This is a genomic window from Kitasatospora viridis (assembly GCF_007829815.1).
GTDB classification, from domain to species: Bacteria; Actinomycetota; Actinomycetes; order Streptomycetales; family Streptomycetaceae; genus Kitasatospora; species Kitasatospora viridis.
This window is the reverse complement of record NZ_VIWT01000001.1, coordinates 2,236,113-2,262,643: the sequence shown is the minus strand read 5'-3', so window position 1 is coordinate 2,262,643 and position 26,531 is coordinate 2,236,113. Positions and strand designations below refer to the sequence as shown.

At 73.2% G+C, this 26,531-nt stretch carries 23 protein-coding genes; 13 read left to right on the top strand and 10 right to left on the bottom strand.

Annotation, left to right across the window (positions count from 1 at the left end; all coding sequences use genetic code 11):
* Positions 1 to 51 precede the first annotated feature (51 nt).
* The gene (locus FHX73_RS09930) at positions 52 to 2,361 is read left to right on the top strand and encodes a discoidin domain-containing protein (protein ID WP_145904656.1); all 2,310 of its coding nucleotides are present in this window, start codon (positions 52 to 54) and stop codon (positions 2,359 to 2,361) included.
* Between the two features lie 7 nt (positions 2,362 to 2,368).
* On the opposite strand, the gene FHX73_RS09925 is transcribed toward FHX73_RS09930, so the two are convergent.
* Positions 2,369 to 3,100, bottom strand: a complete 732-nt coding sequence (locus FHX73_RS09925) for an SDR family oxidoreductase (protein ID WP_145904655.1) — start codon at positions 3,098 to 3,100, stop codon at positions 2,369 to 2,371.
* Between the two features lie 104 nt (positions 3,101 to 3,204).
* Here FHX73_RS09925 and FHX73_RS09920 point away from each other — a divergent pair, with 104 nt between their 5' ends.
* On the top strand, positions 3,205 to 3,846 hold the full coding sequence (locus FHX73_RS09920; RefSeq protein ID WP_145904654.1) for a class I SAM-dependent methyltransferase: 642 nt from the start codon (positions 3,205 to 3,207) through the stop codon (positions 3,844 to 3,846).
* Between the two features lie 28 nt (positions 3,847 to 3,874).
* On the opposite strand, the gene FHX73_RS09915 is transcribed toward FHX73_RS09920, so the two are convergent.
* Complete coding sequence (locus FHX73_RS09915; RefSeq protein ID WP_145904653.1) at positions 3,875 to 4,435, bottom strand: DUF421 domain-containing protein; 561 nt, start codon at positions 4,433 to 4,435, stop codon at positions 3,875 to 3,877.
* A 137-nt stretch (positions 4,436 to 4,572) separates the two neighbouring features.
* Here FHX73_RS09915 and FHX73_RS09910 point away from each other — a divergent pair, with 137 nt between their 5' ends.
* Together FHX73_RS09910 and FHX73_RS09905 are read left to right on the top strand one after the other, a co-directional pair.
* Positions 4,573 to 5,202 (top strand): MerR family transcriptional regulator, encoded by a 630-nt coding sequence (locus FHX73_RS09910; RefSeq protein WP_145904652.1) that lies wholly within the window; start codon positions 4,573 to 4,575, stop codon positions 5,200 to 5,202.
* A 10-nt stretch (positions 5,203 to 5,212) separates the two neighbouring features.
* Positions 5,213 to 6,580, top strand: a complete 1,368-nt coding sequence (locus tag FHX73_RS09905; RefSeq protein ID WP_246213443.1) for an RICIN domain-containing protein — start codon at positions 5,213 to 5,215, stop codon at positions 6,578 to 6,580.
* A gap of 204 nt (positions 6,581 to 6,784) precedes the next feature.
* Here the strand turns inward: FHX73_RS09905 and FHX73_RS44570 are convergent, their stop codons facing one another.
* On the bottom strand, positions 6,785 to 6,961 hold the full coding sequence (locus FHX73_RS44570; protein ID WP_170304882.1) for a hypothetical protein: 177 nt from the start codon (positions 6,959 to 6,961) through the stop codon (positions 6,785 to 6,787).
* 168 nt (positions 6,962 to 7,129) lie between these two features.
* On the opposite strand from FHX73_RS44570, the gene FHX73_RS09900 reads away from it, so the two are divergent.
* Entirely contained in the window at positions 7,130 to 8,287 is a 1,158-nt protein-coding gene (locus FHX73_RS09900; RefSeq protein WP_145904651.1) for a sensor histidine kinase, read from the top strand.
* Positions 8,288 to 8,328: 41 nt separating this feature from the next.
* Positions 8,329 to 8,970, top strand: coding sequence for a response regulator transcription factor (locus tag FHX73_RS09895; protein ID WP_145904650.1), 642 nt, complete (start codon positions 8,329 to 8,331; stop codon positions 8,968 to 8,970).
* 58 nt (positions 8,971 to 9,028) lie between these two features.
* Here the strand turns inward: FHX73_RS09895 and FHX73_RS09890 are convergent, their stop codons facing one another.
* From FHX73_RS09890 to FHX73_RS09875, 4 genes are all read right to left on the bottom strand, one after another.
* On the bottom strand, positions 9,029 to 11,680 hold the full coding sequence (locus tag FHX73_RS09890; protein WP_145904649.1) for an FtsX-like permease family protein: 2,652 nt from the start codon (positions 11,678 to 11,680) through the stop codon (positions 9,029 to 9,031).
* On the bottom strand, positions 11,677 to 12,450 hold the full coding sequence (locus FHX73_RS09885; RefSeq protein ID WP_145904648.1) for an ABC transporter ATP-binding protein: 774 nt from the start codon (positions 12,448 to 12,450) through the stop codon (positions 11,677 to 11,679). The genes FHX73_RS09890 and FHX73_RS09885 overlap by 4 nt, the downstream gene beginning before the upstream one ends.
* A 172-nt stretch (positions 12,451 to 12,622) precedes the next feature.
* Positions 12,623 to 13,795 (bottom strand): serine hydrolase domain-containing protein, encoded by a 1,173-nt coding sequence (locus tag FHX73_RS09880; RefSeq protein ID WP_425461373.1) that lies wholly within the window; start codon positions 13,793 to 13,795, stop codon positions 12,623 to 12,625.
* Positions 13,796 to 13,910: 115 nt separating this feature from the next.
* A complete protein-coding gene (locus FHX73_RS09875; RefSeq protein ID WP_425461435.1) occupies positions 13,911 to 14,996 on the bottom strand; it encodes a serine hydrolase domain-containing protein in 1,086 nt (361 codons plus the stop codon).
* 375 nt (positions 14,997 to 15,371) lie between these two features.
* Here FHX73_RS09875 and FHX73_RS09870 point away from each other — a divergent pair, with 375 nt between their 5' ends.
* Together FHX73_RS09870 and FHX73_RS09865 are read left to right on the top strand one after the other, a co-directional pair.
* Positions 15,372 to 17,411, top strand: a complete 2,040-nt coding sequence (locus tag FHX73_RS09870; protein WP_145904646.1) for a thioredoxin domain-containing protein — start codon at positions 15,372 to 15,374, stop codon at positions 17,409 to 17,411.
* 46 nt (positions 17,412 to 17,457) lie between these two features.
* Positions 17,458 to 18,324 carry a GNAT family N-acetyltransferase gene (locus tag FHX73_RS09865; RefSeq protein ID WP_145904645.1) on the top strand — a complete coding sequence of 289 codons (867 nt, stop codon included), beginning with the start codon at positions 17,458 to 17,460 and terminating at the stop codon, positions 18,322 to 18,324.
* Here the strand turns inward: FHX73_RS09865 and FHX73_RS09860 are convergent.
* The gene (locus tag FHX73_RS09860; RefSeq protein WP_145904644.1) at positions 18,321 to 19,256 is read right to left on the bottom strand and encodes a hypothetical protein; all 936 of its coding nucleotides are present in this window, start codon (positions 19,254 to 19,256) and stop codon (positions 18,321 to 18,323) included. The genes FHX73_RS09865 and FHX73_RS09860 overlap by 4 nt on opposite strands.
* 256 nt (positions 19,257 to 19,512) lie before the next feature.
* On the opposite strand from FHX73_RS09860, the gene FHX73_RS09855 reads away from it, so the two are divergent.
* The 3 genes from FHX73_RS09855 to FHX73_RS09845 all read left to right on the top strand — a co-directional run bounded on the left by FHX73_RS09855 (position 19,513) and on the right by FHX73_RS09845 (position 21,634).
* Entirely contained in the window at positions 19,513 to 20,208 is a 696-nt protein-coding gene (locus FHX73_RS09855) for a papain-like cysteine protease family protein (RefSeq protein ID WP_246213441.1), read from the top strand.
* Between the two features lie 10 nt (positions 20,209 to 20,218).
* Complete coding sequence (locus FHX73_RS09850) at positions 20,219 to 21,067, top strand: hypothetical protein (RefSeq protein ID WP_145904642.1); 849 nt, start codon at positions 20,219 to 20,221, stop codon at positions 21,065 to 21,067.
* 186 nt (positions 21,068 to 21,253) lie between these two features.
* On the top strand, positions 21,254 to 21,634 hold the full coding sequence (locus FHX73_RS09845; protein WP_145904641.1) for a hypothetical protein: 381 nt from the start codon (positions 21,254 to 21,256) through the stop codon (positions 21,632 to 21,634).
* Here the strand turns inward: FHX73_RS09845 and trhA are convergent.
* A complete protein-coding gene (gene trhA, locus FHX73_RS09840) occupies positions 21,530 to 22,126 on the bottom strand; it encodes a PAQR family membrane homeostasis protein TrhA (RefSeq protein WP_246213806.1) in 597 nt (198 codons plus the stop codon). The genes FHX73_RS09845 and trhA overlap by 105 nt on opposite strands.
* Positions 22,127 to 22,527: 401 nt before the next feature.
* Between trhA and FHX73_RS09835 the strand changes: the two genes are divergently transcribed.
* Positions 22,528 to 24,354, top strand: coding sequence for a phosphoenolpyruvate carboxykinase (GTP) (locus tag FHX73_RS09835; protein WP_145904639.1), 1,827 nt, complete (start codon positions 22,528 to 22,530; stop codon positions 24,352 to 24,354).
* A gap of 185 nt (positions 24,355 to 24,539) precedes the next feature.
* On the opposite strand, the gene FHX73_RS09830 is transcribed toward FHX73_RS09835, so the two are convergent.
* Entirely contained in the window at positions 24,540 to 25,754 is a 1,215-nt protein-coding gene (locus FHX73_RS09830; RefSeq protein WP_145904638.1) for a pyridoxal phosphate-dependent aminotransferase, read from the bottom strand.
* 74 nt (positions 25,755 to 25,828) lie between these two features.
* Between FHX73_RS09830 and FHX73_RS47120 the strand changes: the two genes are divergently transcribed.
* Entirely contained in the window at positions 25,829 to 26,524 is a 696-nt protein-coding gene (locus tag FHX73_RS47120) for a prepilin peptidase (protein ID WP_170304881.1), read from the top strand.
* Positions 26,525 to 26,531 lie beyond the last annotated feature (7 nt).

Genomic DNA, 26,531 nt, shown 5'->3' with positions numbered 1-26,531 from the left:
GCGGGGGGTTGACGGGCTCTTTTCTCACTCGTTAAATCACGCCATGAAGTTATGGGGCGGTGCCATCACCACACCCTCGGCCCCCCTTCGCACCCTCGCCCCCACCCCCCACCGCAGGAGAAGCCCGTGAGGCTCACTTCAGCACGCACCGGGGCCACGGCCGGACGACGCGGCCCGGCCCTGAGGCTCGGACTGGCCGTGCTCTGCGCGGCCGCGCTCGCCCTCCCCGCCGGCTCGGCCAGCGCGGCCGGCGCCGCGCCCGGCACCCCCAAGGCACCTGCCGCCAGCAGCAGTTGCGGCACCACCGACGCGGCCCAGGGCCGCCCCGCCACCGCCTCCTCCACCGAGAGCGCCGCCTTCCCCGCCTCCGCCGCGGTCGACGGCGACCCCGGCACCCGCTGGTCCAGCGCCTTCAGCGACCCGCAGTGGCTCCAGGTGGACCTCGGCAGCGACCAGCAGATCTGCCAGGTGGTGCTCACCTGGGAGGCCGCCTACGCCAAGGCCTACCAGATCCAGACCTCCGAGGACGGCACCACCTGGACCACCGTCTACGCCACCACCAGCGGCGCCGGCGGCACCGAGACCCTGAACGTCTCCGGCAGCGGCCGCTACATCCGGCTCTACGGCACCCAGCGCGCCACCCAATGGGGCTACTCGCTCTGGGAGTTCGCCGTGCACACCGGCGGCTCCGGCGTCCCCCCGGTGCAGGGCGGCGGCGATCTGGGCCCGAACGTGCTGGTCTACGACCCCTCGATGAGCAGCAGCTCGATCCAGGCCAGCCTGGACAGCGTCTTCAACCAGCAGCAGAGCGCCCAGTTCGGCACCGGCCGGTACGCGCTGTTCTTCAAGCCCGGCACCTACAACGGCCTGAACGCCAACATCGGCTTCTACACCTCGGTCGCCGGCCTCGGCCTGAACCCCGACGACACCCAGCTCAACGGCGACGTCACCGTGGACGCCGGCTGGAACAACGGCAACGCCACCCAGAACTTCTGGCGCTCGGCCGAGAACCTGGCCGTCAGGCCGTCCAGCGGCACCGACCGGTGGGCCGCCGCCCAGGCCGCGCCGCTGCGCCGGATGCACATCGAGGGCGGCCTCAACCTCTCGCCCACCGGCTACGGTTGGGCCTCCGGCGGGTACATCGCCGACAGCCAGGTGGACGGCAGCGTCGGCAACTACTCGCAGCAGCAGTGGTACACCCGGGACAGCACGATCGGCGGCTTCTCCAACGGCGTCTGGAACCAGGTGTTCTCCGGCGTCAACGGCGCGCCCGCGCAGTCCTTCCCGAACCCGCCCTACACCACCTTGGCGACCACGCCCGAGTCGCGCGAGAAGCCGTACCTGTACCTGGACCAGAGCGGTGGCTACCAGGTCTTCGTGCCCACGGCGCGCACCGCTGCGAGCGGCCCGTCCTGGGCCAACGGGGCCACCACCCCGGGCAGTTCGCTGCCGCTGAGCCAGTTCTACGTGGTGAAGCCGGGCGCCACCGCCGAGACGATCAACCAGGCGCTGGCCCAGGGCCTCAACCTGCTGTTCACCCCGGGCGTCTACCACGTGGACCAGACGATCGACGTGACCCGCCCGGACACCGTGGTGCTCGGCCTGGGCCTGGCCACCATCGTCCCGGACAACGGGGTCACCGCCCTGCGGACCGCCGACGTGGACGGCGTCCGGCTGGCCGGCCTGCTGATCGACGCGGGCCCGGTCTCCTCGCCGGTGCTGCTGCGGATCGGCCAACCGGGGGCGGGCGCCGACCACAGCGCCGACCCGACCAGCATGCAGGACGTCTTCGTCCGGATCGGCGGCGCCGGTCCCGGCGCGGCACAGACCGCGGTCGAGGTGGACGCGAACAACACCCTGATCGACCACACCTGGATCTGGCGGGCCGACCACGGCACCGGTGTCGGCTGGACCGTCAACCCGGCCGACTACGGCCTCGAAGTGCACGGCGACGACGTGCTGGCCACCGGCCTGTTCGTCGAGCACTTCGAGAAGTACGACGTCGAGTGGAGCGGCGAACGCGGCCGGACGATCTTCTTCCAGAACGAGATCGCCTACGACGCGCCCGACCAGGCCGCGATCCAGAACGGTTCGACGCTCGGCTACGCGGCCTACAAGGTGGACGACGGCGTGACCACCCACGAGGCCTGGGGCGTCGGCAGCTACTGCTACTTCGACGTGGACCCGACCATCCGGGTGGACCACGGCTTCGAGGTGCCCGACACCCCGAACGTGAAGCTGCACGACGCCCTGGTGGTCTCGCTGGGCGGCGACGGGCAGTTCAACCACGTGGTGAACGGCACCGGCGCGGCCACCTCAGGCACTTCGACCACGCCGTCCACCGTCACCTCCTACCCGTGACGGACCGTCAGGCCAGCCATTCGGCGAAGGTCTGAACCCCGCGCGGACCCGGGGCGGCGGGCAGCAGCCCGCCGCCCGTCATCGCCCGGCCCGCGGCGCCCGGGAACGGCACCGGCAGCACCGGGCAGCGCCGCCCCCGGGCCCGGGCCAGCCGGCGCACCATGTCCGGCACCCAGAGCCGCTCCGGTCCGGCCAGCTCCGGGGCCGGACCGAGCGGCTCCCCGACGGCGAGGCGGACCAGCTCGGCGGCCACCTCGGACACCGCCACGGGCTGGCTGAGCATCCGCGGCGCGAGGGCCACCGGCAGGCCTCGGGGCGGCAGGAACCGCTCGGCGAACTCGTGGAACTGGGTGGTCCGCAGCACCGTCCAGGGCACGCCGCCGGCCCGCACCTCGGCCTCCTGGCGGCGCTTGCCGGCGTAGTAGGCCAGGTCCGCCCGGTCGATCCCGACGATCGACAGCGCCACGTGGTGCCGCACACCGGCCCGCCGCCCGGCGGCCAGCAGGGTGCGGCTGACCGCGCCGAAGAACTCCACCGACACCTCCCGCCGCAGGGTCCTGACGTCGGTCACGTCGATCACCGCCGCGCAGCCCGCCAGGGCCGCCTGCGCTCCGGTGCCGGCCACCAGGTCCACGCCGGTGCTCCGGGCCAGCACCACCGCCTGGTGCCCGGCCGCCGTCAACGCCGCGACCACCTGACGCCCGGTCAACCCGGTGCCGCCCGCCACTGCCACCCGCATCGTCCTCGTCCTCCGATCCGGCCGCCCGGCGGCGGCCCCGTACCCAACGGACAGCGCGGGGGCGGCGGGTGTGACACGGTGCGCCGCCGTGGGAGGCTGAGCCCATGACGGGGGAACAGCGCGAGCGGACACGGCAGGGCTACGACACGGTGGCCGAGGAGTACCGGCGGCGGATCGGCGGTGAGCTGGCCGGCAAGCCGCTGGACCGGGCGCTGCTGGGCGCACTGCTGGAGCAGGCGGAGCCCGGGGCGCCGGTCGCCGACCTCGGGTGCGGGCCGGGGCACGTGGCCGGGTGGCTGGCCGCGGCGGGCGCCCGGGTGGTCGGGGTGGACCTCTCGCCCGCGATGGTCGAGCTGGCCGGGGCGGCGCACCCGGCGGCGGAGTTCCGGGTCGGCGACCTGTGCGGGCTGCCCGCCGCCGACGGGGAGTTCGGCGCGGCCGTGGTGCTCTACTCGGTGATCCACCTGACGGCCGACGAGCTGGGCGGCGCCTTCGCCGAGCTGCACCGGGTGCTCCGGCCGGGCGGCCGGGCGCTGATCGCCTTCCACCTGGGCGACCAGGTGGTCCGGCTGACCGAGTGGTGGGGGCACCGGGTGGCCGTGGACTTCCACCACCACGGGCTGGCGACCGTGGCCGGGGAGCTGGAGCGGGCCGGGTTCGCCGTCGAGGTGCGGCTGGAGCGCGAGCCGTACCCGGCGGAGGCGCCGACCCGGCGCGGCTACCTGGTGGCGCGGCGTCAGGACTGAGACGTCAGGGGCGGTGCGGGGGTGTGCGTCACGGTCGGGCGGGCAGGCGGCTCTCGATGCGGTGGAGGAGCTCGCGCAGCGCCGCCACGTCGTCCTTGTCGGCGACCTGGTCCCCTCGGTTCAGCTTCACCAGCAGCAGCCCGCCCGGCTCCAGCACGATCAGCTCGGTCTCGGCCACGCTGTCGCCGCCCTGGTGGTGCACCGCGAGGTCGAGGTCGGCGCGGCGCAGGCCCTGGCGCCGGATCGCCCGCAGGTCGTAGCTGCCGCCCCGGCCCAGCACCGTCGGCGTGCCCTCCAGCAGCTTGGCGAACCACCCCCAGCGGGCCGCCTGACGGACCAGCAGCGCATCGGTGCCGAGCAGCACCACGGCCCCGAAGAGCCCGCCGACCAGCGAGTTGTCGTTGCCGATCACCGCGTTCTGCACCACGTTGGAGAGCAGCAGCATGACCACCAGGTCGAAGGTGTTCAGCTGGGCCAGCCCGCGCTTGCCGACCACCCGCAGCAGCACCACCAGCGCCAGGTAGACCGCGATGGTGCGGATGGCCTTCTCGGCGTACGGGATGCCGACGCTCACCATGTCGTGCCACATCCCGGCCACCCTACGGACCGCCGCCCGCCGCGCCCGGCAGCAACACACGGCTGGGGGTGGGAGGTTGTCCCGCGGGTGTGCCGGGAGGTGCCGGCGTTCCGGGAACGCGCCATGGGGATCGGTGAGATGTTCCGCGGATGCGCGATCCAAGGCCCTGTGACGCGGATCACACGACCATCGGCACGCCCTCCCGTGAGGACTCGGCCGGCCCGCGGCTGCTGCGCCACCACGAGGAGCAGGGGCTGCCGGCCGCCGAGCGCAGCCCCGGTGGTCACCGTCGGTATTCCGCGGACGCGCCCGCCACCGCCCGGCGGATCCGCACGCTGCCCGCGGCCGGACTGCCGGCCGGCGTGATCCGCCAGGTGCTGCCCGCGTCGAGGGTTTGGGCCTTGACCTGCAGTCCTGCGTCCCCGACCGGTTGCGGGGGCAGCTCGCCGGTGCCGGGACCCGGAGCGCCGACCCGCAGTGCCTCGGCCGGCCCGCTCGCGGCCACCGGGGCCCATCGCGCGGTGTTGCGGCCTGACGGTGCGACAGAGCGTGACGGAGGGTCAGGTCGCCCTCCGGCGGAGGTCCTGTGGAGGGTTCGGGCGGCTCGCCGTGGCGATGTCCGCTTCCGGCGCGCGGCCGTCCGCAACCGCCGGACCAGGGCCGTTAGGGCACCCGCGCTCTGCCCCTCGTCCTCTGTCCCGAAACCCGTCGGCGCCGTAGCGTTGCAGGGTGATCTGGACTTCCTTGGAACCCGCCTCCACCACAGTGGATCCCGGTAGCACCGCCACCGTGAGGCTGCGACTGCGCAACACGAGCGACGTCGTCGACGAGTACCGCTTCATGCCGGTCGGCGAGCTCGCCCCGTACATCACCGTGGAGCCGCCGACCGTCCGGCTCTACCCGGGGACCACCGGTTCCGTCGAACTCACCATCGCGCCGCCGCGCACCCCGGACGCGGCCGCCGGCCCGAACCCGTACGCGGTCCAGATCATCTCCACCGAGTACCCCGACGCGACCACCGTGCCCGAGGGCAACGTCACCGTCATGCCGTTCAGCGAGGTGCGGGCCGAGCTCGTCCCGCACACCGTCAAGGGCCGCTTCCGGGGCCGGCCCAAGCTGGCCATCGACAACCTCGGCAACACCCAGCTCACCGCCTCGCTGACCGCCAGCGACAACGGCGACCAGCTCGTCTACGAGATCCACCCCGCCAACGTCCAGATCGAGCCCGGCCGCGCGGCCTTCGTGCGGGCCAAGCTGAAGCCGCGTCAGGTCATCTGGTTCGGCCGCAAGCAGAACCGGCCGTACAGCCTGGCGGTGCGCCGCTCCGGCCAGACCCCGATCGCGGTGGACGGCATGTACGTCCAGCGCGGCGTGCTGCCGGGCTGGCTCGCCGCCCTGTCCAGCATCGGGCTGGCGCTCCTGCTGGCCTTCATCGCGCTCTGGTTCGGCCACCAGCCGTCGGTCTCCACCCAGGCCACCGCGGTCGACGTGGCGACCTCCGCCTCCGCGCTGCCGGCCCCCACCTCCGCCGCACCCGCCGCGCCGCCCGCCCCCGTCGTCCCGACCCCGGCCGCCCCTGTTGCCGCCCCGACCCCGGCCGCGCCCCAGACCCCCGCCGGCTCGGGCGGCGGAGGCGGCGCCCCGGTCCCGCGCCAGACGACCGCCGCCGCTCAGCAGCCGGCCCCCGCCCAGCCGCAGCCCGCCCCGGCCCAGCCGCAACCGCAGCCGCAGCCGCAGCCCAACTCGGGCGTCGAGATCATCGGCCAGCAGACCAACCGGTGCGTCACGGTGACCGACGGCGCGGCGTACGGCGGGAAGGACGGCAAGCCGCTGATCCTGGGCGACTGCACCAAGGCCGTCTGGCAGCAGTGGATCTTCAACCTGAGCAACACCCCGGACCGCCGCGGGCCGATCAACTCGCTGAACCTGTGCATGGACGTCGCGGGAGCCAACACCGCCAACGGAACCGTCGTCCAGCTGGCCAACTGCAGCGGCGACCAGGCCCAGCTCTGGGTGCTCACCCCGCAGGGCGACCTGGTGAGCGTCCTGGCCAACAAGTGCCTGGACGCGGCGGCCGAAGGCGGCGGCGGCAACGGCACCAAGCTGCAGATCTGGGACTGCAACGGCCAGCCCAACCAGAAGTGGCACACCCAGTAGGCGAACCGAGTGCCCGGAGCGTGCGGTCGATCGGTCCTCGTGGCGGGGCCGATCATGGCCGTCCGCTTCGACGTGGCAGCCGTTTCACCCGTTGCCGGCAGCTGCTCCTCCAGGCGGCCGCTGATCGCACCTCCTGACAGACGAACATCCGGGCCGCCCCCTGACAGGGACGGCCCGGATCGATCCAGGGTCTTCAGCGGTCTGCTAGGAGGCGTTCTTCTCGCCGCGCACCAGCCACAGGCCGACTCCGGTGGCGATGGTGACCAGGCCCGCCACCGCGCGGCTGATGATCGCGGCGCTTCCGCTGAGGTCGGAGAAGTTGGTGAGGTAGACGGCCGCGCCGAGGGCGATGACGAGCAGGATCCAGAGCGTGGCCTTCATGGGGTGGTGCCTCCTGTGCGGAAATGTGATCAGCAGCCTCGGTGGGGGCTGCCCTTACGTCGTCCACTCTGCCCGGGCGCTCGGGCGCACGCATCAGAGCAGTCCCCCCGATCCATGGTGTAGCCCGCTACACCCCGCTCCCCGCGCGCGTCGCTTAGCCTGATCCGTATGCGCGAACCGGCCCGTAGAGCGGGAAAGGCTTCAGTCCAGCTGCTGGTCGGAGCGGGAGTCAGCGTCGCCTGCTACCTGCTGCTCGGCGTGCTGATGGTCACCGCGGTCCTGTCGGTGACCGTGGTCGGAGCCGGCCTGCTGCCCGAGGGCGTACTCACGGTGCGCCGGCTCGCGGGCTTCCAGCGCCGCCGCACCTCCGCGTGGACCGGGGAACCGCTGCCGGAGGCGTACCTGCCGCTGGCCGGCTCGCTGCCAGCGCGGCTGCGGACGATGGCCGCTGATCCCGGTACGGCGCGCGACCTGTTCTGGATGGCCGCGGACCTCGTCTACGGCATGGCGCTGATGAGCGCGGCGCTGCTGCTGTGGGTGCCCGCGCTGTTGGTCGACGCCGTCTGGTGCGGCGCGGCCGGGAAGGACGCGGTGCTACTACCGCTGATCGGGCGGCTCGCCGACCTGGAGGCGTCCTGGTCGCACCTGCTGCTGCAACCCTCTCCGGACGCCGGTACGGCCGACCGGATCGAGCAGCTGACCGTCACCAGGGCGGGAGCGGTGGCCGCCCACGGCGCGGAACTGCGCCGGATCGAGCGGGACCTGCACGACGGGGCGCAGGCGCACCTGGTGGCGCTCTCGATGCGGTTGGGCCTGGCCCGCCGGGCGTACGACTCCGATCCGGCGACCGGACGGCGGCTGCTGGAGGAGGCGCAGGACCAGGCCGAGACCGCCCTGACCGAACTGCGCCATGTCGTGCGCGGCATCCACCCGCCGATCCTGACCGACCGCGGACTGGCGGGGGCCGTCCGTGCGCTGGCGGCGGGCAGCGGGATGGCCGTCGACGTCGAGACGGGCGGCATCGAGGAGGGGCCGCGCGCGCCCGCAGCGGTCGAGGCGGCGGCGTACTTCGCGGTGGCGGAGGCACTGACCAACGCCGCCAAGCACAGCGGGTCCGACCAGGCGCGGGTGGAACTGGACCGGTCGCCCGGGATGCTCCGCATCTCGGTGCGCGACGAGGGGCGCGGCGGGGCCCTGGCGGGCGGTGACGGCTCGGGGCTGCTCGGATTGCGTCGCCGGGTGGCGGCGCTCGACGGAGCCGTGGGCATCACCAGCCCGGCGGGAGGCCCTACTGTGATCACTGTGGAACTGCCGTGCGCGTGGTGACCACTCAGGTTCAGAAGTAGAGGTCTCCGAGGGGAACCGCCGTGCGGGTAGTGATCGCCGAGGACAACGTCCTGCTGCGGGAGGGGCTGCAACTGCTCCTCTCGTCCTCGGGACACGAGGTGGTGGGCGTGGCTTCCACCGGTCCGGAGGTGCTGCCACTGCTGCTGGAGCACCGTCCGGACGTCGCCGTGCTGGACGTCCGGATGCCCCCGGCCTTCCGTGACGAGGGGCTGCGGGCGGCCCTCGCCGCCCGCGAGCAACTGCCGGACCTGCCGGTCCTGGTCCTGTCCCAGTACGTCGAGGAGACCTACGCCGCCGAGCTGCTCAGCGGCGGCGCCAGGGGTGTCGGCTATCTGCTGAAGGACCGGGTGGGCCGGGTCGACGAATTCCTCGACGCGTTGGAGCGGGTGGCGGCGGGCGGTACCGCGCTGGATCCGGAGGTGGTGACGGAGCTGATGCAGCGCCGCCGCGACCATCCACTGGACGGTCTCACCCCCAGGGAGCACGAGGTCCTGGGCCTGATGGCGCAGGGCCAGGACAACGCGTCGATCGCGAAGGCACTGCTCATCACGGAGCGCTCGGTGCACAAGCACATCAGCAACGTGTTCGCGAAGCTGGGCCTGCCACCGAGTGACACCGGGCACCGCAGGGTGCTGGCCGTCCTCGCCTTCCTCAACTCCTGAGCGCTGCTCTTCCCGGCCCCCGCCGCCCCGAGCCCCCGCGTTCCCAAGCCCTTCCGGGTCAGGCGGCGCGGCGGCGCAGCACCCGGCGGGCCGGGGCGAGTACGCCCGCGAAGCCGGTGAGCACCGGGACCGCCACCAGCAGGCCCAGCTCGGCCGGCGGCAGGTACGGCAGGCTGTGGGCGAGGGTCAGGGTGAAGGCCAGCAGGGGGAACGCGGCGACGGCCGCGCCCATCACCAAGCCAGTCGCGGTGACCGCTGCCGCCTCCACCCGCAGCATCCGGCGCAGTTGTCCCCGGCTCGCGCCCAGGCGACGCAGGAGGGCCAGTTCGGGACAGCGCCCGACGGTGATCAGCGCGAGGGTGCTGAACACCGCGATGACGGTGAGGGCGGCGATCGCGGCCATCAGCACCGTCGACATGATGCTGTTCAACCGCGCGCCCTCGACGGCGAGTCGGATCGGAGCGGGTGGTGACTGGATCTGCGCCCCGGCGCCGTGGTCGAGCCGCTGGAGCGCGGACCGGACACCGCCCGGCTCCGTGCCCGGGACCGTTGCCACCAGGACCTGCTGAGCCGCCGGCGCGGACATGTGCCGGGCCAACTCGTCCTGCGCCAGCATGAAGTCGCCCAGGGCCAGCGAGCGGTCGTAGACCGCGACCACCCGCAGCCGCTGCTGCTGCCCGTCGTCGAAGCGCAGCGTCACCGTCGAACCGACCCTCGCACCGAGGGACTTGGCGCGTTCGGCGCCCACCGCCACCGTGCCGGGCTGTCCGAGACCGGTGAGACTGCCGGCGGTCACCCCGGGATCCAGGGTGCCGGTCAGCCCCTCCGGGGTGACCCCGAGGACGGGCAGCCGGTCCAGCAGCGGGCTGCCCGCCGAGGTGTGCGGCAGGATCACCGTGCCCGGCAGGACGTCCGTGGCCGCCGTGACCCCCGGCACCCTGAGAGCCTGCTGGGCCGTGATGCCCGTGCCCGACACCGAGAACTCGGCGCGCATCGCCCGAGCGGCCTGCGCGGCCCCCGCGTGGACCATCGTGGAGCCCGCCGAGAACTGGACCGCGGCGAAGGCGATCACCAGCACGATCGGGGTGATCGCCGCGCCCAGCCGTCGGGTGTCCGACGTGCAGGCAGCGGCTGCGAGCCTGCCGGACGCTCCACCCAGACGTCGCATCGGTCCACCCAGGACGAGCAGCGCACCGCGGGCGATCCACGGGCCGAGCACCGCGCAGGCGGCGACCATGGTCACGGTCGCCGTCCCCGCCGCGGCCGCGGCGGCGTCACTGTTCTGCAGCGTCGCGGCACCCGCCGCGCTCACCCCGCAGAACAGCAGGACCAGGCCGGTGATCCGCCGGGCCGTCCCCGGTTCCGCGGGGCGCCCGGTCGGCCGGCCGCAGGCGAACGGGACGACCGCCCGCGCGGCACCGACCGTCAGCCCTGCCATGACCAGGACCGCGGTGAACAGCCACGGCGGGGCGGGCAGTTCGAGACCGTCCGGCAGCGCCCCCTGGTCCCGTAGCAGGCGCCGCAGTCCCAGGAAGGCCGGTACCGCGGCGATCGCGCCGACCAGTGCGGCCCACAGCGCGATCCGCACCACCTCCCTCCCGACCGAGGAACGCAGCTGGCGCGGAGTCATCCCGACCGCGCGCAGCAGGGCCAGTTCACCCGAGCGCTGTTGGAGCGCCTGGGCCACCAGGGAGGACAGGACGAGCAGCGCGACCACCAGAACCAGCCCGGAGACCGTGGCCAGCATCCCCAGCAGCTCGCCCCGGACGGGTGAGGTCGCCAGATGCTCGGCACTCCCACGACCGTCACCGGTCAGCACGCGCAGCGACGCGGAGTCCCCAGGAGCCCGCCGGCCCGCACTCATGTCCTGGACATGGTCGGCGTCCAGCGCGTGCCGCACCTCGGTGTACAGCTGCTGCGCCGAGACACCCGAGGCGGGCAGCACTCCGATGGCGTCGACGGAGGCAGGGTGCCCTGCGAGCTGCTGCGCCCGGTCCTGGGTGAAGTAGAGCACCGGCGGACCGTCCGCCACGCCGACGACCCGGTAGCTGCCGTCGGTCGCCGTCGTGACCTCCTGCCCGGTTCGAAGACCGAGGCCGGTACCCGCCACCACCTGGTCGGGCTGCTCCGGAGCCCGACCGTCACGAAGCCCGTACGGTGCCAGCGCGGCGGCCGGCCAGGGCCGTCCGACCACTGCCCGGTCCTGGACCTGGTTCCGGTCCGCCGGTCCCGAGGCCGCCGTGCGGCTGTCCACGCGTACCCCGGGCACGGTGAGGACGTCGTCCGCGACCACGGCCCCCACCTCCGGCAGCGAGCGCAGGAGCGCGACCGTGCTGATCGGCACGCCGACCCTCTCGGTGAGTGCCGCCGTCGCCGTCGTGGGCGGGTCGCCCCAGGGCTTCGAGGTGTACTGCGTGGACTGGTGGCCGGCCACCACCACCGGCGCCGCGGCGTACCGGTCCACCGAGGCGTGGCCGAGCGCGGCCGAACCGATGGCCAGGCCGACGCCGCCGAGCAGCGCCGAGACCATCGCGAGCGCCACGAACAGGGACGCCCAGGCCCTGCGATGGGTCTTCAGCGCGCGCGAGGCGAGCAGGCGCGTGGCCGAGCGGCCCTCCCGCCACCGCACCCGCGGCCTGTCGACGCGCTTGTCCGCGGTGCCCTTGTCCGCCGTGCGCTTGTCCGCCGTGCGCTTCCACACCGTGTTCATCGCTGCCGTCCCAGCCCGCGAAGTGCCTCCCGGACATCGCCGGCCTCCGGCTGGGCCAGGCGGCCCGCGATCCTGCCCGAGTCGAGGAAGACCGCCTCATCGGCCCACTGCGCGGCCATGGGGTCGTGGGTGACCAGGACGACCGTGCGGCCCCGCTGATCCACCGCCGAACGCAGCAGCGCCAGGACCTCCTCGGCGGTCACCGGGTCGAGCGCGGCCGTCGGCTCGTCAGCGAAGATCACCTCCGGTTCGGTGACCAGTGCCCGCGCGATCGCCACCCGCTGCTGCTGCCCACCGGACAGCCTGGCCGGGATGTCCTGAGCGCGGTCCGCCAGTCCGACCGACGCCAGTGCGGCCAGCCCCCGCTCCGGACGCCCCGCTCCTGCCAGCATCAGCGGCAGCACGGTGTTCTCCAGCACCGTCAACGACGGCACCAGGTTGAGGGATTGGAAGACGAAGCCGATCCGGTCCCGCCGCAGCCGGCTGAGCGCGGGCTCCTTGAGCCCCGCGAGATCGGTCCCCCCGAGCCGCACCGTTCCGCTGGTGGGCCGTTCGAGACCGGCGGCGCACTGCAGCAGCGTGGACTTCCCCGAACCCGACCGGCCCATCACCGCGAGGAAGCCGCCACGCGGCACGTTCATGCTCACCTCGTCCAGCGCGGGCGCCGCTTTCCCGTACCTGCGGCTGACCTTGTCGAGAGTCAACGCATCCCCCCGACCCGTCGTGACCGTCAGTGCGGGATCGACGTTGCGCTGCTTGATCTGTCCCATGGCTCCTCGCTTGCTCCGTCCCAGGTCAGGCGGCCGAAACCACCCACCCATGACGCTAGGGACCGCGGGGACGAGCGAGGAGCCTGCCAGTACCCGCCGTCGGGACAGCACGGGCACGTAGGGACAGGTGGAGCCAGCTCCACCTCCGGCACCCTTCAGGCCCGGGGTCGGGTCAGCGGCAGAGGGCCGCGTCCAGGGCGTCCGCCATGTGCTGCGCGCCGACGTCGCCCGGGATGGTGGTGACCGTGATGGTGGCCGCGCGGCCGTCGTCGGTGACCCCGTCGCGGGAACGGAAGCCCGGAATGGTCCCACCGTGGCCCCAGGCGAGGCCGCCGCAGGAGAGCGGCTTGCTCTCCAGGCCCAGCCCGTAGCGGATCCCCGGGCCCAACTCGTCGGCGGGGACGGTGGTGCGCATCTCGGCGAGCTGCGCCGCGGGCAGGAGCCGGCCGCCGAGGAGCGCGGTGAAGAACGCGTTGAGGTCGGTGTTGGTGGAGACGATCGCCCCGGCCGCCCAGGCCATCGAGGGGTCCATCTCGGTGTAGTCGTGGAGCGAGCCGTCGGCCTCCTGGTTGTAACCCTCGGGGTGGGCCTCGTGGATGGTCATGTCCCCCGGGGTGGGGAAGGAGGTGTGGCGCAGGCCGATGCGGTCGATGACGCGCTGGGTGATCTCCTCGCCGAGGGGCCGTCCGGTGACCTTCTGGATGATCAGGCCTGCCACCAGGTAGTTGGTGTTGTTGTACTCCCAGTGCGTGCCCGGGGCGAAGTGGGCCTTCTGGGCGAGGGCGCCGTCGAGGAGCTCGCGGGGCTCGAAGTAGCGGTGCTGGATCGTGCTGAAGTCCGAGAGCGCGGGTGCGTCCGTGTAGTCGGGCAGGCCGCTGGTGTGCTGGAGCAGTTGACGGACGGTGATGTTGCGTCCGTCGATGCCGTCGCCGCGCAGCAGGCCGGGCAGGTAGGTGTCGACGGACGTGTCGAGGCCGATCTTTCCTTCGGCGACGAGCTGGAGGACGACGACGGCGGTGAAGGTCTTGGTGTTGCTGCCGATCCGTATCTGTCCGTCGACGGGGACCTTGGCCCTGGTGGCGAGGTTGCCGACGCCGGCGGTGTAGTTGCGGGTGCGGCCGTCACGGCCCTTGACGGAGGCCAGCGCGGCGGGCAGGCCGTCGTCCTTCACCAGCGCGTTCAGGCTCGCCTGGACACTGTCCGGCCTGCCGCCCGCGAACGCCGCGGTCGGTGCCAGCACCCCGGCCGCCACGACGCCGGCGGCCACGGCTGCCATGGCCACCGCCGAACCGCGCCGACCCCGGCGGTGCCGGTGGGCCCGGATGTGCTGTACGTGCTCGTTCACGGAGGAACTCCTCTGCTGGAGGGGGTGATTGGTGGGGTGCGCGGGTTCTGCGCGCAGGCACGCGCAGAACCCGCTGGTGGTACCGGTGTGGGCGCTCAAGCCGGATCGGGGAGGGTCAGCGGCACAGGGCGGCGTCCACCGCGGCGTCCATGTGCTGCTCGGCCGCGCCGTTCGGGAACAAGGTCACCGCGATGCTGACCGCGCGGCCGTCCTCGGTGGCGCCCCCAGCGGTCTCGTAGCCCGGAATGGCCCCGCCGTGGCCCCAGTACAGGCCACCGCACGACAGGGGCCGGCTCACCAGGCCCAGCCCGTAGCGGGCGCCCGGGCCCAACTCGTCGGCGGGGACGGTGGTGCGCATCTGGGCGAGCTGCGCCGCCGGGAGGAGGCGACCGCCGAGCAGTGCCGCGTAGAAGCGGATGAGGTCGCTGTTGGTGGAGACGACGGAGCCCGCCGCCCAGCCCCAGGACGGGTCCAGCTCGGTGTAGTCACGGAGCGAGCCGCCGGCGTCCCGGACGTAACCCTCGGGGTGGACCCCGCGGATGCCCATGTCCCCCGGGGTGGGGAAGGAGGTGTGGCGCAGGCCGATGCGGTCGATGACGCGCTGGGTGATCTCCTCGCCGAGGGGCCGTCCGGTGACCTTCTGGATGATCAGGCCTGCCACCAGGTAGTTGGTGTTGCTGTACTCCCAGCGCGTGCCCGGCGCGAAGTGGGCCTTCTGGGCGAGGGCCGCGTCGAGGAGGTCGCGCGGTTCGTAGTACCGCTTCGGACCGGTGAGGATCGCGTCCGTGTTCACGTACTCGGGCAGGCCGCTGGTGTGCTGGAGCAGTTGACGGACGGTGATGTTGCGTCCGTCGATGCCGTCGCCGCGCAGCAGGCCGGGCAGGTAGGTGTCGACGGACGTGTCGAGGCCGATCTTTCCTTCGGCGACGAGTTGGAGGACGACGACGGCGGTGAAGGTCTTGGTGTTGCTGCCGATCCGTATCTGTCCGTCCACGGGGACCTTGGCCCCGGTGGCGACGTCGCCGACGCCGGCGGTGTAGCTGTGGGTGCGGCCGTCACGGCCCTTGACGGAGGCCAGCGCGGCGGGCACGCCGTCGTCCTTCACCAGCGTGTTCAGGCTCGCCTGGACGCTGTCCGGCCTGCCGCCCGCGAACGCCGCGGTCGGTGCCAGCGCCCCGATTGTGGTGGCCACGGCGGCCACAGCGGCCACGACTGCCCCCGTCCGGTGCCGGCCGCCCCGGCGGGAGAGTCGGAAGCGGTTGTGCGGTGCATGCTCGTACACGAAAGGACCTCTCCGGTGAAGGGCGCCGGTGATTCCCGGCGTTGCTCAAGAGGACCATTCGGGGACCGGGTGATCCGTCCGCACCCAGGACGAAAACGCGCCCGGGAGCAGAGTCCGGGAGCCGCCGCCGGCCAGGACCGTGCTCCCGGCCACCGGCGCCGATCGGTCCGCTGCTTCTCCCGCCCCCTCACGCGCACCACCGACATCGAGGGCGGACCCTGACCAGTGGTCGCCGCCCCGGAACTCGGATGCCAGGTGCAGCGCCTGGGCCCCGGCTCGTGCGACGATGCCGGTATGAACCGGCTGGCCAACGCGACCTCCCCCTACCTGCAGCAGCACGCCGACAACCCCGTGGACTGGTGGGAGTGGTCCCCCGAGGCGTTCGCGGAGGCGGAGCGGCGCGGGGTGCCCGTGCTGCTCTCGGTCGGGTACGCCGCCTGTCACTGGTGTCACGTGATGGCGCACGAGAGCTTCGAGGACGCGGAGCTGGCCGGGTACCTGAACGAGCGGTTCGTCGCGGTGAAGGTGGACCGTGAGGAGCGGCCGGATGTGGACGCGGTGTACATGGAGGCGGTGCAGGCGGCGACCGGGCAGGGTGGGTGGCCGATGACGGTGTTCCTGACGCCGGGGAAGGAGCCGTTCTACTTCGGGACGTACTTCCCGCCCGAGCCGCGGCACGGGATGGCGAGCTTCCGGCAGGTGCTGGAGGGGGTGGACGCCGCCTGGCGGGAGCGGCGGGACGAGGTGGCCGAGGTGGCCGGGCGGATCAGGGCGGAACTGGCCGAGCGGGCCGGGGTGTTCGGGGCCGGCGGTGGGGTGCCGGCGCCGGGGGAGAAGGAGCTCAACCAGGCGTTGGCGGGCCTGAGCCGCAGTTACGACCCGGTGCGCGGCGGGTTCGGCGGGGCGCCCAAGTTCCCGCCGTCGATGGCGCTGGAGTTCCTGCTGCGGCACCACGCGCGGACCGGCTCGCAGGCGGCGCTGGAGCAGGTGGTCCGGACGGCCGAGGCGATGGCCCGGGGCGGGATCTACGATCAGCTCGGCGGCGGCTTCGCCCGCTACTCGGTGGACGCGGGCTGGGTGGTGCCGCACTTCGAGAAGATGCTGTACGACAATGCGCTGCTCTGCCGGGTCTACCTGCACCTGTGGCGGACCACCGGCGACCCGCTGGCCCGCCGGGTGGCGCTGGAGACCGCGGACTTCATGGTGGGCGAACTCGGCACCGCGGAGGGCGGGTTCGCCTCCGCGCTGGACGCGGACAGTGCCGACCCGGGGACCGGGTTGTCCGCCGAGGGCGCCTACTACGTGTGGACCCCGGAGCAGTTGGCCGAGGTGCTCGGCGCGGTCGACGGCGCCCGGGCCGCCGAGCTCTTCGAGGTCACCGCGGACGGCACCTTCGAGCACGGCAGTTCGGTGCTGCAACTCCTGGCCGGCGAACCGGACGAGGGGATCCGGGCGGCGGTGCTGGCGGCCCGGGCGAAGCGGCCGGCTCCGGCCCGGGACGACAAGGTGGTGGCCGCCTGGAACGGCCTGGCGATCGCCGCGCTGGCCGAGTGCGGCGCCCTGCTGGACCGTCCGGACCTGGTGGCCGCCGCCGAGCGCGCCGCCGACCTGCTGCTCTCGGTGCACCTCACCGCCGACGGGCGACTGTTGCGCACCTCGCGGGACGGCCGGGCGGGCGGCAACGCGGGCGTGCTGGAGGACTACGCCGACAGTGCCGAGGGGTTCCTCGCGCTCTACTCCGTGACCGGCGAGCCGAGTTGGCTGCAGCTGGCGGGCGGACTGCTGGACACCGTGCTGCTGCACTTCACCGACGAGGCGTCAGGGAGCCTGTACGACACGGCGGATGACGCCGAGGAGCTGATCCGCCGTCCGCAGGATCCGACCGACAACGCCACCCCCTCCGGCTGGACGGCCGCCGCCCAGGCGCTGCTGAGCTACGCCGCCTACACCGGGTCGGAGCTCCACCGCACCGCCGCCGAACGGGCCTTGGGCGTGGTCGGCGCGCTGGCCGGGCGGGCGCCGCGGTTCATCGGCTGGGGGCTGGCGGCGGCCGAGGCGCTGCTCGACGGCCCGCGCGAGGTGGCCGTGGTCGGCCCGGCCGGCGACGAGCGCACCGCGCTGCTGCACCGCACCGCGCTGCTCGGCACCGCCCCGGGAGCCGTGGTGGCCCTCGGCGAGCCGGGCGGCAGCGCGGGCGCGGAGGTGGCGCTGCTCGCCGACCGGCCGCTGCTCGGCGGCGCCCCGGCGGCCTACGTCTGCCGTCACTTCGCCTGTGAGGCGCCGACCGCCGACCCGGCGGAGCTGGCCGCCAAGCTCGGCAGCCGCCAGGTCTGACCCAAAATCAGGTGCACCCGGGCAGAGCGTGTTCCAGGATCGGCGGATGACCTGGACCCAGACCGAATCCGTGCACGAGTTCCGCGCCGCGGCGGGCGACTTCCTGGCCGCCCACCCGGCCGAGAACACCGTGTTGCTCACCCTCGCCAACCGGCCGGCCCGGGCCGGGGCGGCCGGCGGTGATCCCGAGCAGTCGCTCCGCTCCGGCTGGTGGCGACCGGACGCCGACGGGCCGGTGGCCGGCGCCTGGATGCAGGCCCCGCTGGAGCCGCTGCGGCTGAGCAGGATGCCGGTGGCCGCGGCCGAGGAACTGGTGGACGAGCTGGTCGGCGATCCCTGGTTGACCGGGGTGGGCGGCGGGGTGGCCCAGGCCCGGGCGTTCGGCGACCGCTGGGCCGCGCGCACCGGCGGCGCCGTGGAGGTGGAGTTCGAGCAGCGGCTCTACCGCCTCGGCGAGTTGCTGCCGCCGCAGGTGCCGGGGCGGCTGCGCCCGGTCACCGAGCGGGACTTCGAGCAGGCGCTGGCCTGGGTGCTGGCCTTCTTCGCGGAGGTGGACCACCAGGCGGAGCGGGTGCCGGAGTACGTCCGGGTGCGGGCGGCCGCCGGTGAGCTGTTCCTCTGGGAGGACGCCTCGGGCCGGCCGGTCGCGATGGCCGGCCTGTCGGGGGTGCTGGCCGGGATGGCCCGGATCGGCCAGGTCTACACCCCGCCGGAGCAGCGCGGCCACGGCTACGCGAGCGCCGTGACCGCCGCGGTCTCGCAGGTCGGCCGGGACCGTGGCGCCGAACAGGTGCTGCTCTACACCGATCTGGCGAACCCGACGGCCAACTCGATCTACCAGAAGATCGGTTACCGCCCGGTGGAGGACACCGTGGTGCTGAAGCTCCGGCGTGATCCGGAAGGCGCGGCCTAATCCCAGTCCCACTCCACCCCGAGCAGGCAGGGCCCGAGCCCGGTGCCGACCAGGTGCACGCAGTGCTGACCGTCGAGGGTGAGCTCCTCGCTCTCGTACGGGGCCGCGCCCGGGCGGCTGCTGGCGAACCGGCGGCAGCGCACCGGGAGCGCGGCTGGGTCGAAGGCGGCCTGCAGCACGTAGTGCCCGGTGCCGGAGTTGAAGCCGCGCACGTACTCGGTGCTCGGGCCGGGCGGTGGCGCGTCGTCGAAGCCGTAGCCGAGCAGGTGGGTGTCGCCCACGTCGAGCCGCCGGTCGAGCAGCAGTTCGGCGATCACCAGTTGGGCCGCCGGGTCGCGGCGGATCCGGCCCGGGCGGCAGTTCTCCTCGGCCCGCACCCGCACCTGGCCGACGTCGCAGCCGGGATCGCCCTGGTAGATCGCCAAGTAGCGGTCCACGCCGGGACGGTGGGCCCGCACCGCGTGCTGGGAGTCGCGGCGCAGCAGCCGGCGGTCGGGGCCGATCCGGATCCGTTCGATGTGGGTCACCGTGTGCAGGCCGGTGTCGCGCGGGGCGGGCAGGGCCGCGAGTAACTGGTCCACCGCCGCGGCGGGAGTGATCAGGTCGCGGTAGGGGCGGACCGGCACGCTCGGCGCGACCACCGTGCGGCGCGGGCCGAGCAGCCGGGTCAGCGAGTGCGCCGGGAGCTCCAGCACCTCCTCCAACGCGCGTACCGCGCGCAGGGATTCGGCCCGCTCGGGCCGGCGGCGGCCCTGCTGCCAGTAGCTCAGGCTGGTGACCCCGACCCGGACGCCGCGCTGCGCGAGGTGCTGCTGGATGCGGTGCAGCGCCAGCCCGCGGACGCCGATCGCGGTGCGCAGCGCGAGGTGGAACGGACCGGTGCGCAGGGCCGCGGCGAGTTCGGGCGGAACGGCTGGTGCGGTGCGCGGCATGGCGGCCCTCCTGCGTGCTGGTGGTGAATATTCACACCTCCGTGGGGCCTTGTCACCCTTCCGGAGCGCAGCAGCGCCGCCCGTTCACACCCACGGGGCCCCGTTCACCCCCCGTTCCGGTGCGCCCGGACCCTCGTTGACCAGCGGCGGTCAACGGCCGGATGCTCGATCCGGCCCCGCCGCCGACCCCGCCCGCCGGGGACGGCCCGCCGGGCCCGCGTGTCCCCCACTTCCTTCACCCCACGGAGGAATCACCGTGTCCACAACCCGCCGGCTGCTCGCCGCAGTCGTGCTGACCGCCCTCGCCCCGGCGCTGACCGTCGCGACCGGCTCACCCGCCCTGGCACAGTCCCAGCAGCCCCAGCAGCCCCAGCAGCCCCAGCAGCCCCAGCAGTCCCCGCAGTTCCAGCAGTCCCCGACCCGACCCGCGGCCCACTCGCCCGCCTTCGCCACCATGGCCGCCACCGACGGGAGTTGGCGGACCCTCAACATCACCATGCAGCAACAGCAGAACACCAACTGGTGCTGGGCCGCCAGCGGCGACACGATCGCGAGCTGGTTCGGCTACAGCTACACCCAGAACGAGTTCTGCAACGCGGCCTTCGGCCGGTCGATCGACTCGGCCTGCCCGAACAGCCAGGCCGCGCTGGACGACGTGCAGAACGCGCTGAGCTGGATCGGCATCAACCCGGGCAGCTACGTCAGCGGGTACCTCTACTACTCCACCGTGCAGAACGAGATCAACGCCAACCGCCCGGTGGAGGCCCGGATCCAGTGGGCCTCCGGCGGCGGGCACATGGAGGTGCTGTACGGCTACGACCTGAGTAACAACTGGGTCTACTGGGGCGACCCGTGGCCGTCGGACTACCGCTACAACTGGGCCGACTACAACTACTACGTCAGCAACAGCTCGTTCTCCTGGACCCACTCGCTCTACGGCATCGGCGCCTGAGGAGGCTGTTGTGAGCAAGCGTCAGACGATCATCGTGGTGGCCGCGCTCGCGCTGGCCGCCACCCCCGTCGGCACCGCACTGGCCGCCGCCGGGCCCTCGGCGGGGGACCTGGCCGCGGCCCACGCGGTGGTGCAGTCCCCGGCGGTACTCGCCCAGGTGGGCCGGTTCTTCGCCCATGACGGTGCGCCCGGCGGGAGCAGCACCGGCAGCGGCACTTCCGCCGGCGGCACCATGACCCCGGCGGACGAGGCCCGGGCCGCCGCCCAGGCCGCCCCGCGCCCGGTCGGCGCGACCGTGCCGGTCTACACCCTGGACCCGTCCTTCGTGGCCGGCGCCCCCGGAGCCGCGGTGGCCCGCCCCGACTTCACCGCGACCGAGGTGACCGCCGCGGACGGCCGCACCGCCTCGGTCTGGACCGTGCAGCAGAACGGGAGCTGGCGGGTGGTGAACATCGCCTCCGGCAGCGACGAGACCGACTACGCTGCCCGCGGCGCGGCGGGCGGCGGCGGCACGGTCTTCCGGGAGCCGCAGCTGAACGCCTGGTACGTGCTGCGCGGCGGCCGGGTGCTGCCACTGGACGCCGAGGCCCGCTCCTCGGTGGGCGCCGGCGGGGAGAGCCTGGCGGCGTACCAGAAGCTGGTGCACCAGCGGTACGGCGACAAGCTGCCCGGCTCGGCCTACGACCGGGCCGGCCTGGGCGGCGGCTTCTCGACCGAGGCGACCGCCGGGCCGGCTGTCGCGCCGGTCGCCGCGCCGTCGCCGTCCCGGGTGGCGCCGATCACCGCCGCCGGCGCACTGGTGGTGACGGGGCTGGCGGGCGCCGGCCTGGCCGTCCGGCGCCGGCGGGTGCGCGGCTGACGCGCCCGCGCGGTGTGCGAAGTGCCCTCGCGGGTGGCCCGCGAGGGCACTTCGCCCGTTCTCGGGTGACAGCACCCGGAGTTGATGAAACATTGATGCATTGTTCGCCCGAGACCGACTACTCCCAGTGACTAAGAGTAGATAGGATGTGTCACTCGGTCAGGACTGGGAGAGGTGGGGATGGCCGTGAAGGATGCTCAGGACCTGCAGTTCTGGGGCACGGTCGCCGTGGTCGGCGCCGCGCTCGCGGTGGTGGCCGCCTACCTGGGCGGCGGCGCGCCGCTGGTGTGGGCGGTCGCCGGGGTCGAGGTGCTGCTGGTGATGGTCCACGTGGCCCGGCGGTTCCGGCACCTGGCCCATCCCGCCGAGCACCATCAGGACGACCGCCCCGACACCGCGCACTGCGACCGCTGCGCCCGGGCCCGGGACCTGCGCGCCGTGGCGGCCGCCCGCCGCGGCGGCTCAGGTCGCGGAGTAGGCCACCAGCGAGACGCCCACGTACTGCACGATGAAGGCCCCGAGGGTGAAGGCGTGGAAGACCTCGTGGAAACCGAACCAACGCGGTGACGGGTCGGGCCGCTTGAGCCCGTAGACCACGCCGCCGATGCTGTAGAGCACCCCGCCGACGATCATCAGGGTGATCACCGCGACGCCGCCGGTGTGCAGGAAGTCCGGCATGAAGAAGACCGCCGCCCAGCCGAGCGCGATGTAGCAAGGGGTGTAGAGCCAGCGCGGGGCGCCGACCCAGAACACCCGGAAGGCGATCCCGGCCAGCGCGCCGCCCCAGACCAGCCAGAGCAGCAGCTCCTGGCGGCCGCCGTGCAGCAGCAGGATGGTGAACGGCGTGTAGGTCCCCGCGATGATCAGGAAGATGTTCGCGTGGTCCAGCCGCCGCAGGATCGCCTCGCCGCGCGGGCCCCAGGTGAAGCGGTGGTAGACGGCGCTGACGCCGAAGAGCAGCCAGGCCGTCGCCGAGTAGAGGGCGCAGGCGATCCGCCCCTCGGTGCTGTCGGCCAGGCAGATCAGCACGATCCCGGCGGCCAGCGCGGCCGGGAACATCCCGGCGTGCAGCCAGCCGCGCCAGGCCGGCTTGGCGGGCGGTGCCACCGCCGCGGCGCTGCCCCCGATGCTCTCCCCAACTGTCCCGAGCTGCTCGGGAGCCCCACCGTGTTGATCCGCAGTCATGGGCGTCATGCTACCTACGGGTGCGTAGGTTACCTATAAGTAGGAAGTGGCTCGCGTCACTTTTGGACAATGTGGAGCAGTTGGATGTGATCGGGGCAACGTCGGCGAGTGCCGCTGATGGACGCAGAACTGCCAGTTTTTGGCCATGGCGTAGCAAAACTTGCGACAAGGATGCCGTTGTGCCGAATTTGCTCTTGGAGGCCGGAGCTACGGTGTAACCACCCTCAACCCCCGGACGCCTGATCGCGTGTGATCAGGCGTGAAACGGAGCGATCGTGTCGTACGAGAACTCTGCCGTCAGCACGGCTGCCCCCACCCGCCACGCCCGCCTGGTGGCTTGGGTCAACGAGATCGCCGAGCTCACCCAGCCGGACCGCATCGAGTGGTGCGACGGCTCAGAGGAGGAGTACCAGCGCCTCGCCGACCTGCTGGTCGCCCAGGGCACCTTCAAGAAGCTCAACCCCGAGAAGCGGCCCAACTCCTACTACGCCGCCTCCGACCCGAGCGACGTGGCCCGCGTCGAGGACCGCACCTTCATCTGCTCCGAGCAGGAGAAGGACGCCGGCCCGACCAACCACTGGAAGGCCCCGGCGGAGATGCGTGACATCTTCTCCGGTGAGAACGGCCTGTTCCGGGGCGCCATGAAGGGCCGCACGATGTACGTCGTGCCGTTCTCGATGGGCCCGGTCGGCTCCCCGCTGGCGGCCTACGGCGTCGAGATCACCGACTCCGCCTACGTCGCCGTCTCCATGCGCGTGATGACCCGCATGGGCCAGGCCGTGCTGGACCAGCTCGGCGAGGACGGCGAGTTCGTCAAGGCCGTGCACACCGTGGGCGCCCCGCTGGCCGAGGGCGAGGCCGACGTGCCGTGGCCCTGCAACAGCACCAAGTACATCTCGCACTTCCCGGAGACCCGGGAGATCTGGTCCTTCGGCTCCGGCTACGGCGGCAACGCCCTGCTCGGCAAGAAGTGCTACGCGCTGCGGATCGCCTCCACGATGGCCCGGGACGAGGGCTGGCTGGCCGAGCACATGCTGGTGCTCAAGCTGACCGCGCCCAACCAGGACGTCAAGTACATCGCCGCCGCCTTCCCGAGCGCCTGCGGCAAGACCAACCTGGCCATGCTCCAGCCCACCATCCCGGGCTGGAAGGTCGAGACCATCGGCGACGACATCGCCTGGATGCGGTTCGGCGCCGACGGCCGGCTCTACGCCATCAACCCGGAGGCCGGCTTCTTCGGCGTCGCCCCCGGCACCGGCACGGAGACCAACGCCAACGCGATCGACACCCTCTGGGGCAACACCGTCTTCACCAACGTCGCGCTGACCGACGACGGCGACGTCTGGTGGGAGGGCCTCACCGAGGAGCCGCCGGCCCACCTGACCGACTGGCGCGGCAACGACTGGACCCCCGAGTCCGGCACCCCGGCCGCCCACCCGAACGCCCGGTTCGCCGTGCCGGCCGCGCAGTGCCCGACCATCGCCCCGGAGTGGGAGGACCAGGCCGGCGTGCCGATCTCGGCGATCCTCTTCGGCGGCCGCCGGGCCACCGCCGTCCCGCTGGTCACCGAGTCCTTCGACTGGCAGCACGGCGTCTTCCTCGGCTCCAACATCGCCTCCGAGAAGACCGCCGCGGCCGAGGGCACGGTCGGCGAGCTGCGCCGCGACCCGTTCGCGATGCTGCCGTTCTGCGGCTACAACATGGGCGACTACTTCGCCCACTGGCTGAAGCTCGGCGCGCAGGCGGACGCGGAGCTGCTGCCGAAGATCTACTACGTCAACTGGTTCCGCAAGGACGCCGACGGCAAGTTCGTCTGGCCGGGCTACGGCGAGAACAGCCGCGTGCTCAAGTGGGTCGTCGAGCGCCTGCAGGGTGCCGCCGACGGCGTCGAGACCCCGATCGGCGTGCTGCCGACCAAGGACGCGCTGGACCTCGACGGCCTGGAGCTCTCCGACGCCGACCTGGAGCTGCTGCTCTCGGTCGACCCGGAGATCTGGCGCCAGGAGGCCGCGCTGATCCCGGCCCACCTGGAGCTCTTCGGCTCGCACACCCCGGCCGCGCTCTGGGACGAGTACAACGCCCTGGTGAAGCGGCTCGGCTGACCTCTCCCCACCCGCTCGGACCACCCTCACCGAGCAACCGCCGACGGCCGCGGCCCTCGGCGCGGCGATCCCTCCCCGACCAGGATCTCAGGGATCGCCGCGCCGTGGCCCGCGGCCGTCGGTGCGTCATGCGGCCCGTCGGCCCGTCGGTCCGTCGGTCCGTCAGGTGACGGCGTGACGGGCGGTCAGACCTGGACGTACCCGCCGAGGAACTCGCCGATCCGGGTCACCGCGTCCTCGATGTCCTCCGGGCGCGGCAGCGTGACCAGCCGGAAGTGGTCCGGCTCCGGCCAGTTGAAGCCGCTGCCCTGGACGATCAGGATCCGCTGGGCGCGCAGCAGGTCCAGCACCATCTGCGCGTCGTCCTTGATCTTGTAGACCGCGGGGTCCAGCCGGGGGAAGGCGTAGAGCGCGCCGCGCGGCTTCACGCAGCTCACCCCGGGGATCTCGTTCAGCAGCCGGTAGGCCGTGTCCCGGGACTCCAGCAGCCGGCCGCCCGGCAGCAGCAGGTCCTTGACCGACTGCCGCCCGCCGAGCGCGGCGGCCACCGCGTGCTGGGCCGGCATGTTGGCGCACAGCCGCATCGAGGCCAGCACGTTCAGGCCCTCGATGTAGCTGCGGGCCCGGTGCCGGTCGCCGGAGAGCACCATCCAGCCGGACCGGAAGCCGGCCACCCGGTAGGCCTTGGACAGCCCGTTGAAGGTGACGCAGAACAGGTCCGGCGCCAGGGTGGCCAGCGGCACGTGCTCGGCGTCGTCGTAGAGGATCTTGTCGTAGATCTCGTCCGCGTAGACCACCAGCTTGTTGCGGCGGGCGATCTCCGCGATCCCCTCCAGCACCTCGCGCGGGTAGACCGCACCGGTCGGGTTGTTCGGGTTGATCACCACGATCGCCCGGGTCCGGTCGGTCACCTTGGCCTCGATGTCGGCCAGGTCCGGGTACCACTCGGACTGCTCGTCGCAGCGGTAGTGCACGGCGGTGCCGCCGGCCAGGCTCACCGAGGCCGTCCACAGCGGGTAGTCCGGCGCGGGCACCAGCACCTCGTCGCCGTCGTCCAGCAGCGCCGTCATGGCCAGCTGGATCAGCTCGGAGACGCCGTTGCCGAGGAAGACGTCGTCCACCGACAGGCCGTGCAGGCCGCGCTCCTCGTAGTGCATCACCACGGCGCGGCGCGCCGACAGCAGGCCCTTGGAGTCGCCGTAGCCGTGGGCGTTGGAGAGGTTGCGCAGGATGTCCTGGAGGATCTCCGGCGGCGCCTCGAAGCCGAAGGCGGCCGGGTTGCCGGTGTTCAGCTTGAGGATGCGGTGCCCCTGGTCCTCCAGACGCATCGCCTCGTCGAGCACCGGGCCGCGGATGTCGTAGCAGACGTTGGCGAGCTTGCTGGACTGGGTGACCTGCATGGGCAAACTGTACGGGCCGGGGCACCCGCGGTGCGTGTGTTCCGCCTCACGGGCACCCGGGTAGGGGAGTGGGCGTGATCGCGGAGAGCGTGGGCGCGCTGGTCGGGGTGGCGGCGGCACCGGTACTGAGGGGAGCGGCGGCCCGGCTGGCCGTGCCCTGGGACGAGCCGGTGCGCCGGTGCGCGTGCGGGCGCACCCCGGGGTGGCTGCCGCCGAGCGGGCGCTGCCCGCGCTGCGCGACGGCGATCGGACCTGCCCCGCTGGCCGTCGAACTGGTCGCCGCGGGCGCCGGGGCGGCGGTCGGGGCGGCGGCCGACTGGCCCGCCGGGCCGGTGCTGGCCTGGGTCGCGCTGCTCGGCGTGGTGCTCGCCTTCGTCGACACCGCGGTGCACCGGCTGCCCGACCTGCTCACCCTGCCGCTGGCCGGCGGCACCGCCGCCCTGCTGCTCGCGGCCGGCCTGCTCGACCACCGCACCGACGCGCTCACCCGCAGCCTCTACGGCGCGCTGGCCTGCCTGCTGCTCTACGGCCTGCTCGCGCTGCTCGGCCCGCTCGGCGGCGGCGACGTCAAGCTCGCCCCCACCCTCGGCGCACTGCTCGCCTGGTACGGCTGGCGCCCCCTGCTCCAGGGCACCATGGCCGCCTTCCTGCTCGCCGCCGCCTGGGGCGTCGTCCTGCTCCTCACCGGCCGCGCGAAGGCGAAGGACCCCCTCCCGTTCGGCCCGTGCATGCTGCTGGGGGCGCTGCTGGGGGTCCTGACGGCGGGCTGACGACGGG

Bases quoted from the DNA above. Each gene is read 5' to 3' on its own strand.
- FHX73_RS09930 (WP_145904656.1), top strand. From the start codon at position 52: ATGGGGCGGTGCCATCACCACACCCTCGGCCCCCCTTCGCACCCTCGC.
- FHX73_RS09925 (WP_145904655.1), bottom strand. From the start codon at position 3,100: ATGCGGGTGGCAGTGGCGGGCGGCACCGGGTTGACCGGGCGTCAGGTG.
- FHX73_RS09920 (WP_145904654.1), top strand. From the start codon at position 3,205: ATGACGGGGGAACAGCGCGAGCGGACACGGCAGGGCTACGACACGGTG.
- FHX73_RS09915 (WP_145904653.1), bottom strand. From the start codon at position 4,435: ATGTGGCACGACATGGTGAGCGTCGGCATCCCGTACGCCGAGAAGGCC.
- FHX73_RS09910 (WP_145904652.1), top strand. From the start codon at position 4,573: ATGCGCGATCCAAGGCCCTGTGACGCGGATCACACGACCATCGGCACG.
- FHX73_RS44570 (WP_170304882.1), bottom strand. From the start codon at position 6,961: ATGAAGGCCACGCTCTGGATCCTGCTCGTCATCGCCCTCGGCGCGGCC.
- FHX73_RS09900 (WP_145904651.1), top strand. From the start codon at position 7,130: ATGCGCGAACCGGCCCGTAGAGCGGGAAAGGCTTCAGTCCAGCTGCTG.
- FHX73_RS09890 (WP_145904649.1), bottom strand. From the start codon at position 11,680: ATGAACACGGTGTGGAAGCGCACGGCGGACAAGCGCACGGCGGACAAG.
- FHX73_RS09885 (WP_145904648.1), bottom strand. From the start codon at position 12,450: ATGGGACAGATCAAGCAGCGCAACGTCGATCCCGCACTGACGGTCACG.
- FHX73_RS09870 (WP_145904646.1), top strand. From the start codon at position 15,372: ATGAACCGGCTGGCCAACGCGACCTCCCCCTACCTGCAGCAGCACGCC.
- FHX73_RS09865 (WP_145904645.1), top strand. From the start codon at position 17,458: ATGACCTGGACCCAGACCGAATCCGTGCACGAGTTCCGCGCCGCGGCG.
- FHX73_RS09860 (WP_145904644.1), bottom strand. From the start codon at position 19,256: ATGCCGCGCACCGCACCAGCCGTTCCGCCCGAACTCGCCGCGGCCCTG.
- trhA (WP_246213806.1), bottom strand. From the start codon at position 22,126: ATGTTCCCGGCCGCGCTGGCCGCCGGGATCGTGCTGATCTGCCTGGCC.
- FHX73_RS09830 (WP_145904638.1), bottom strand. From the start codon at position 25,754: ATGCAGGTCACCCAGTCCAGCAAGCTCGCCAACGTCTGCTACGACATC.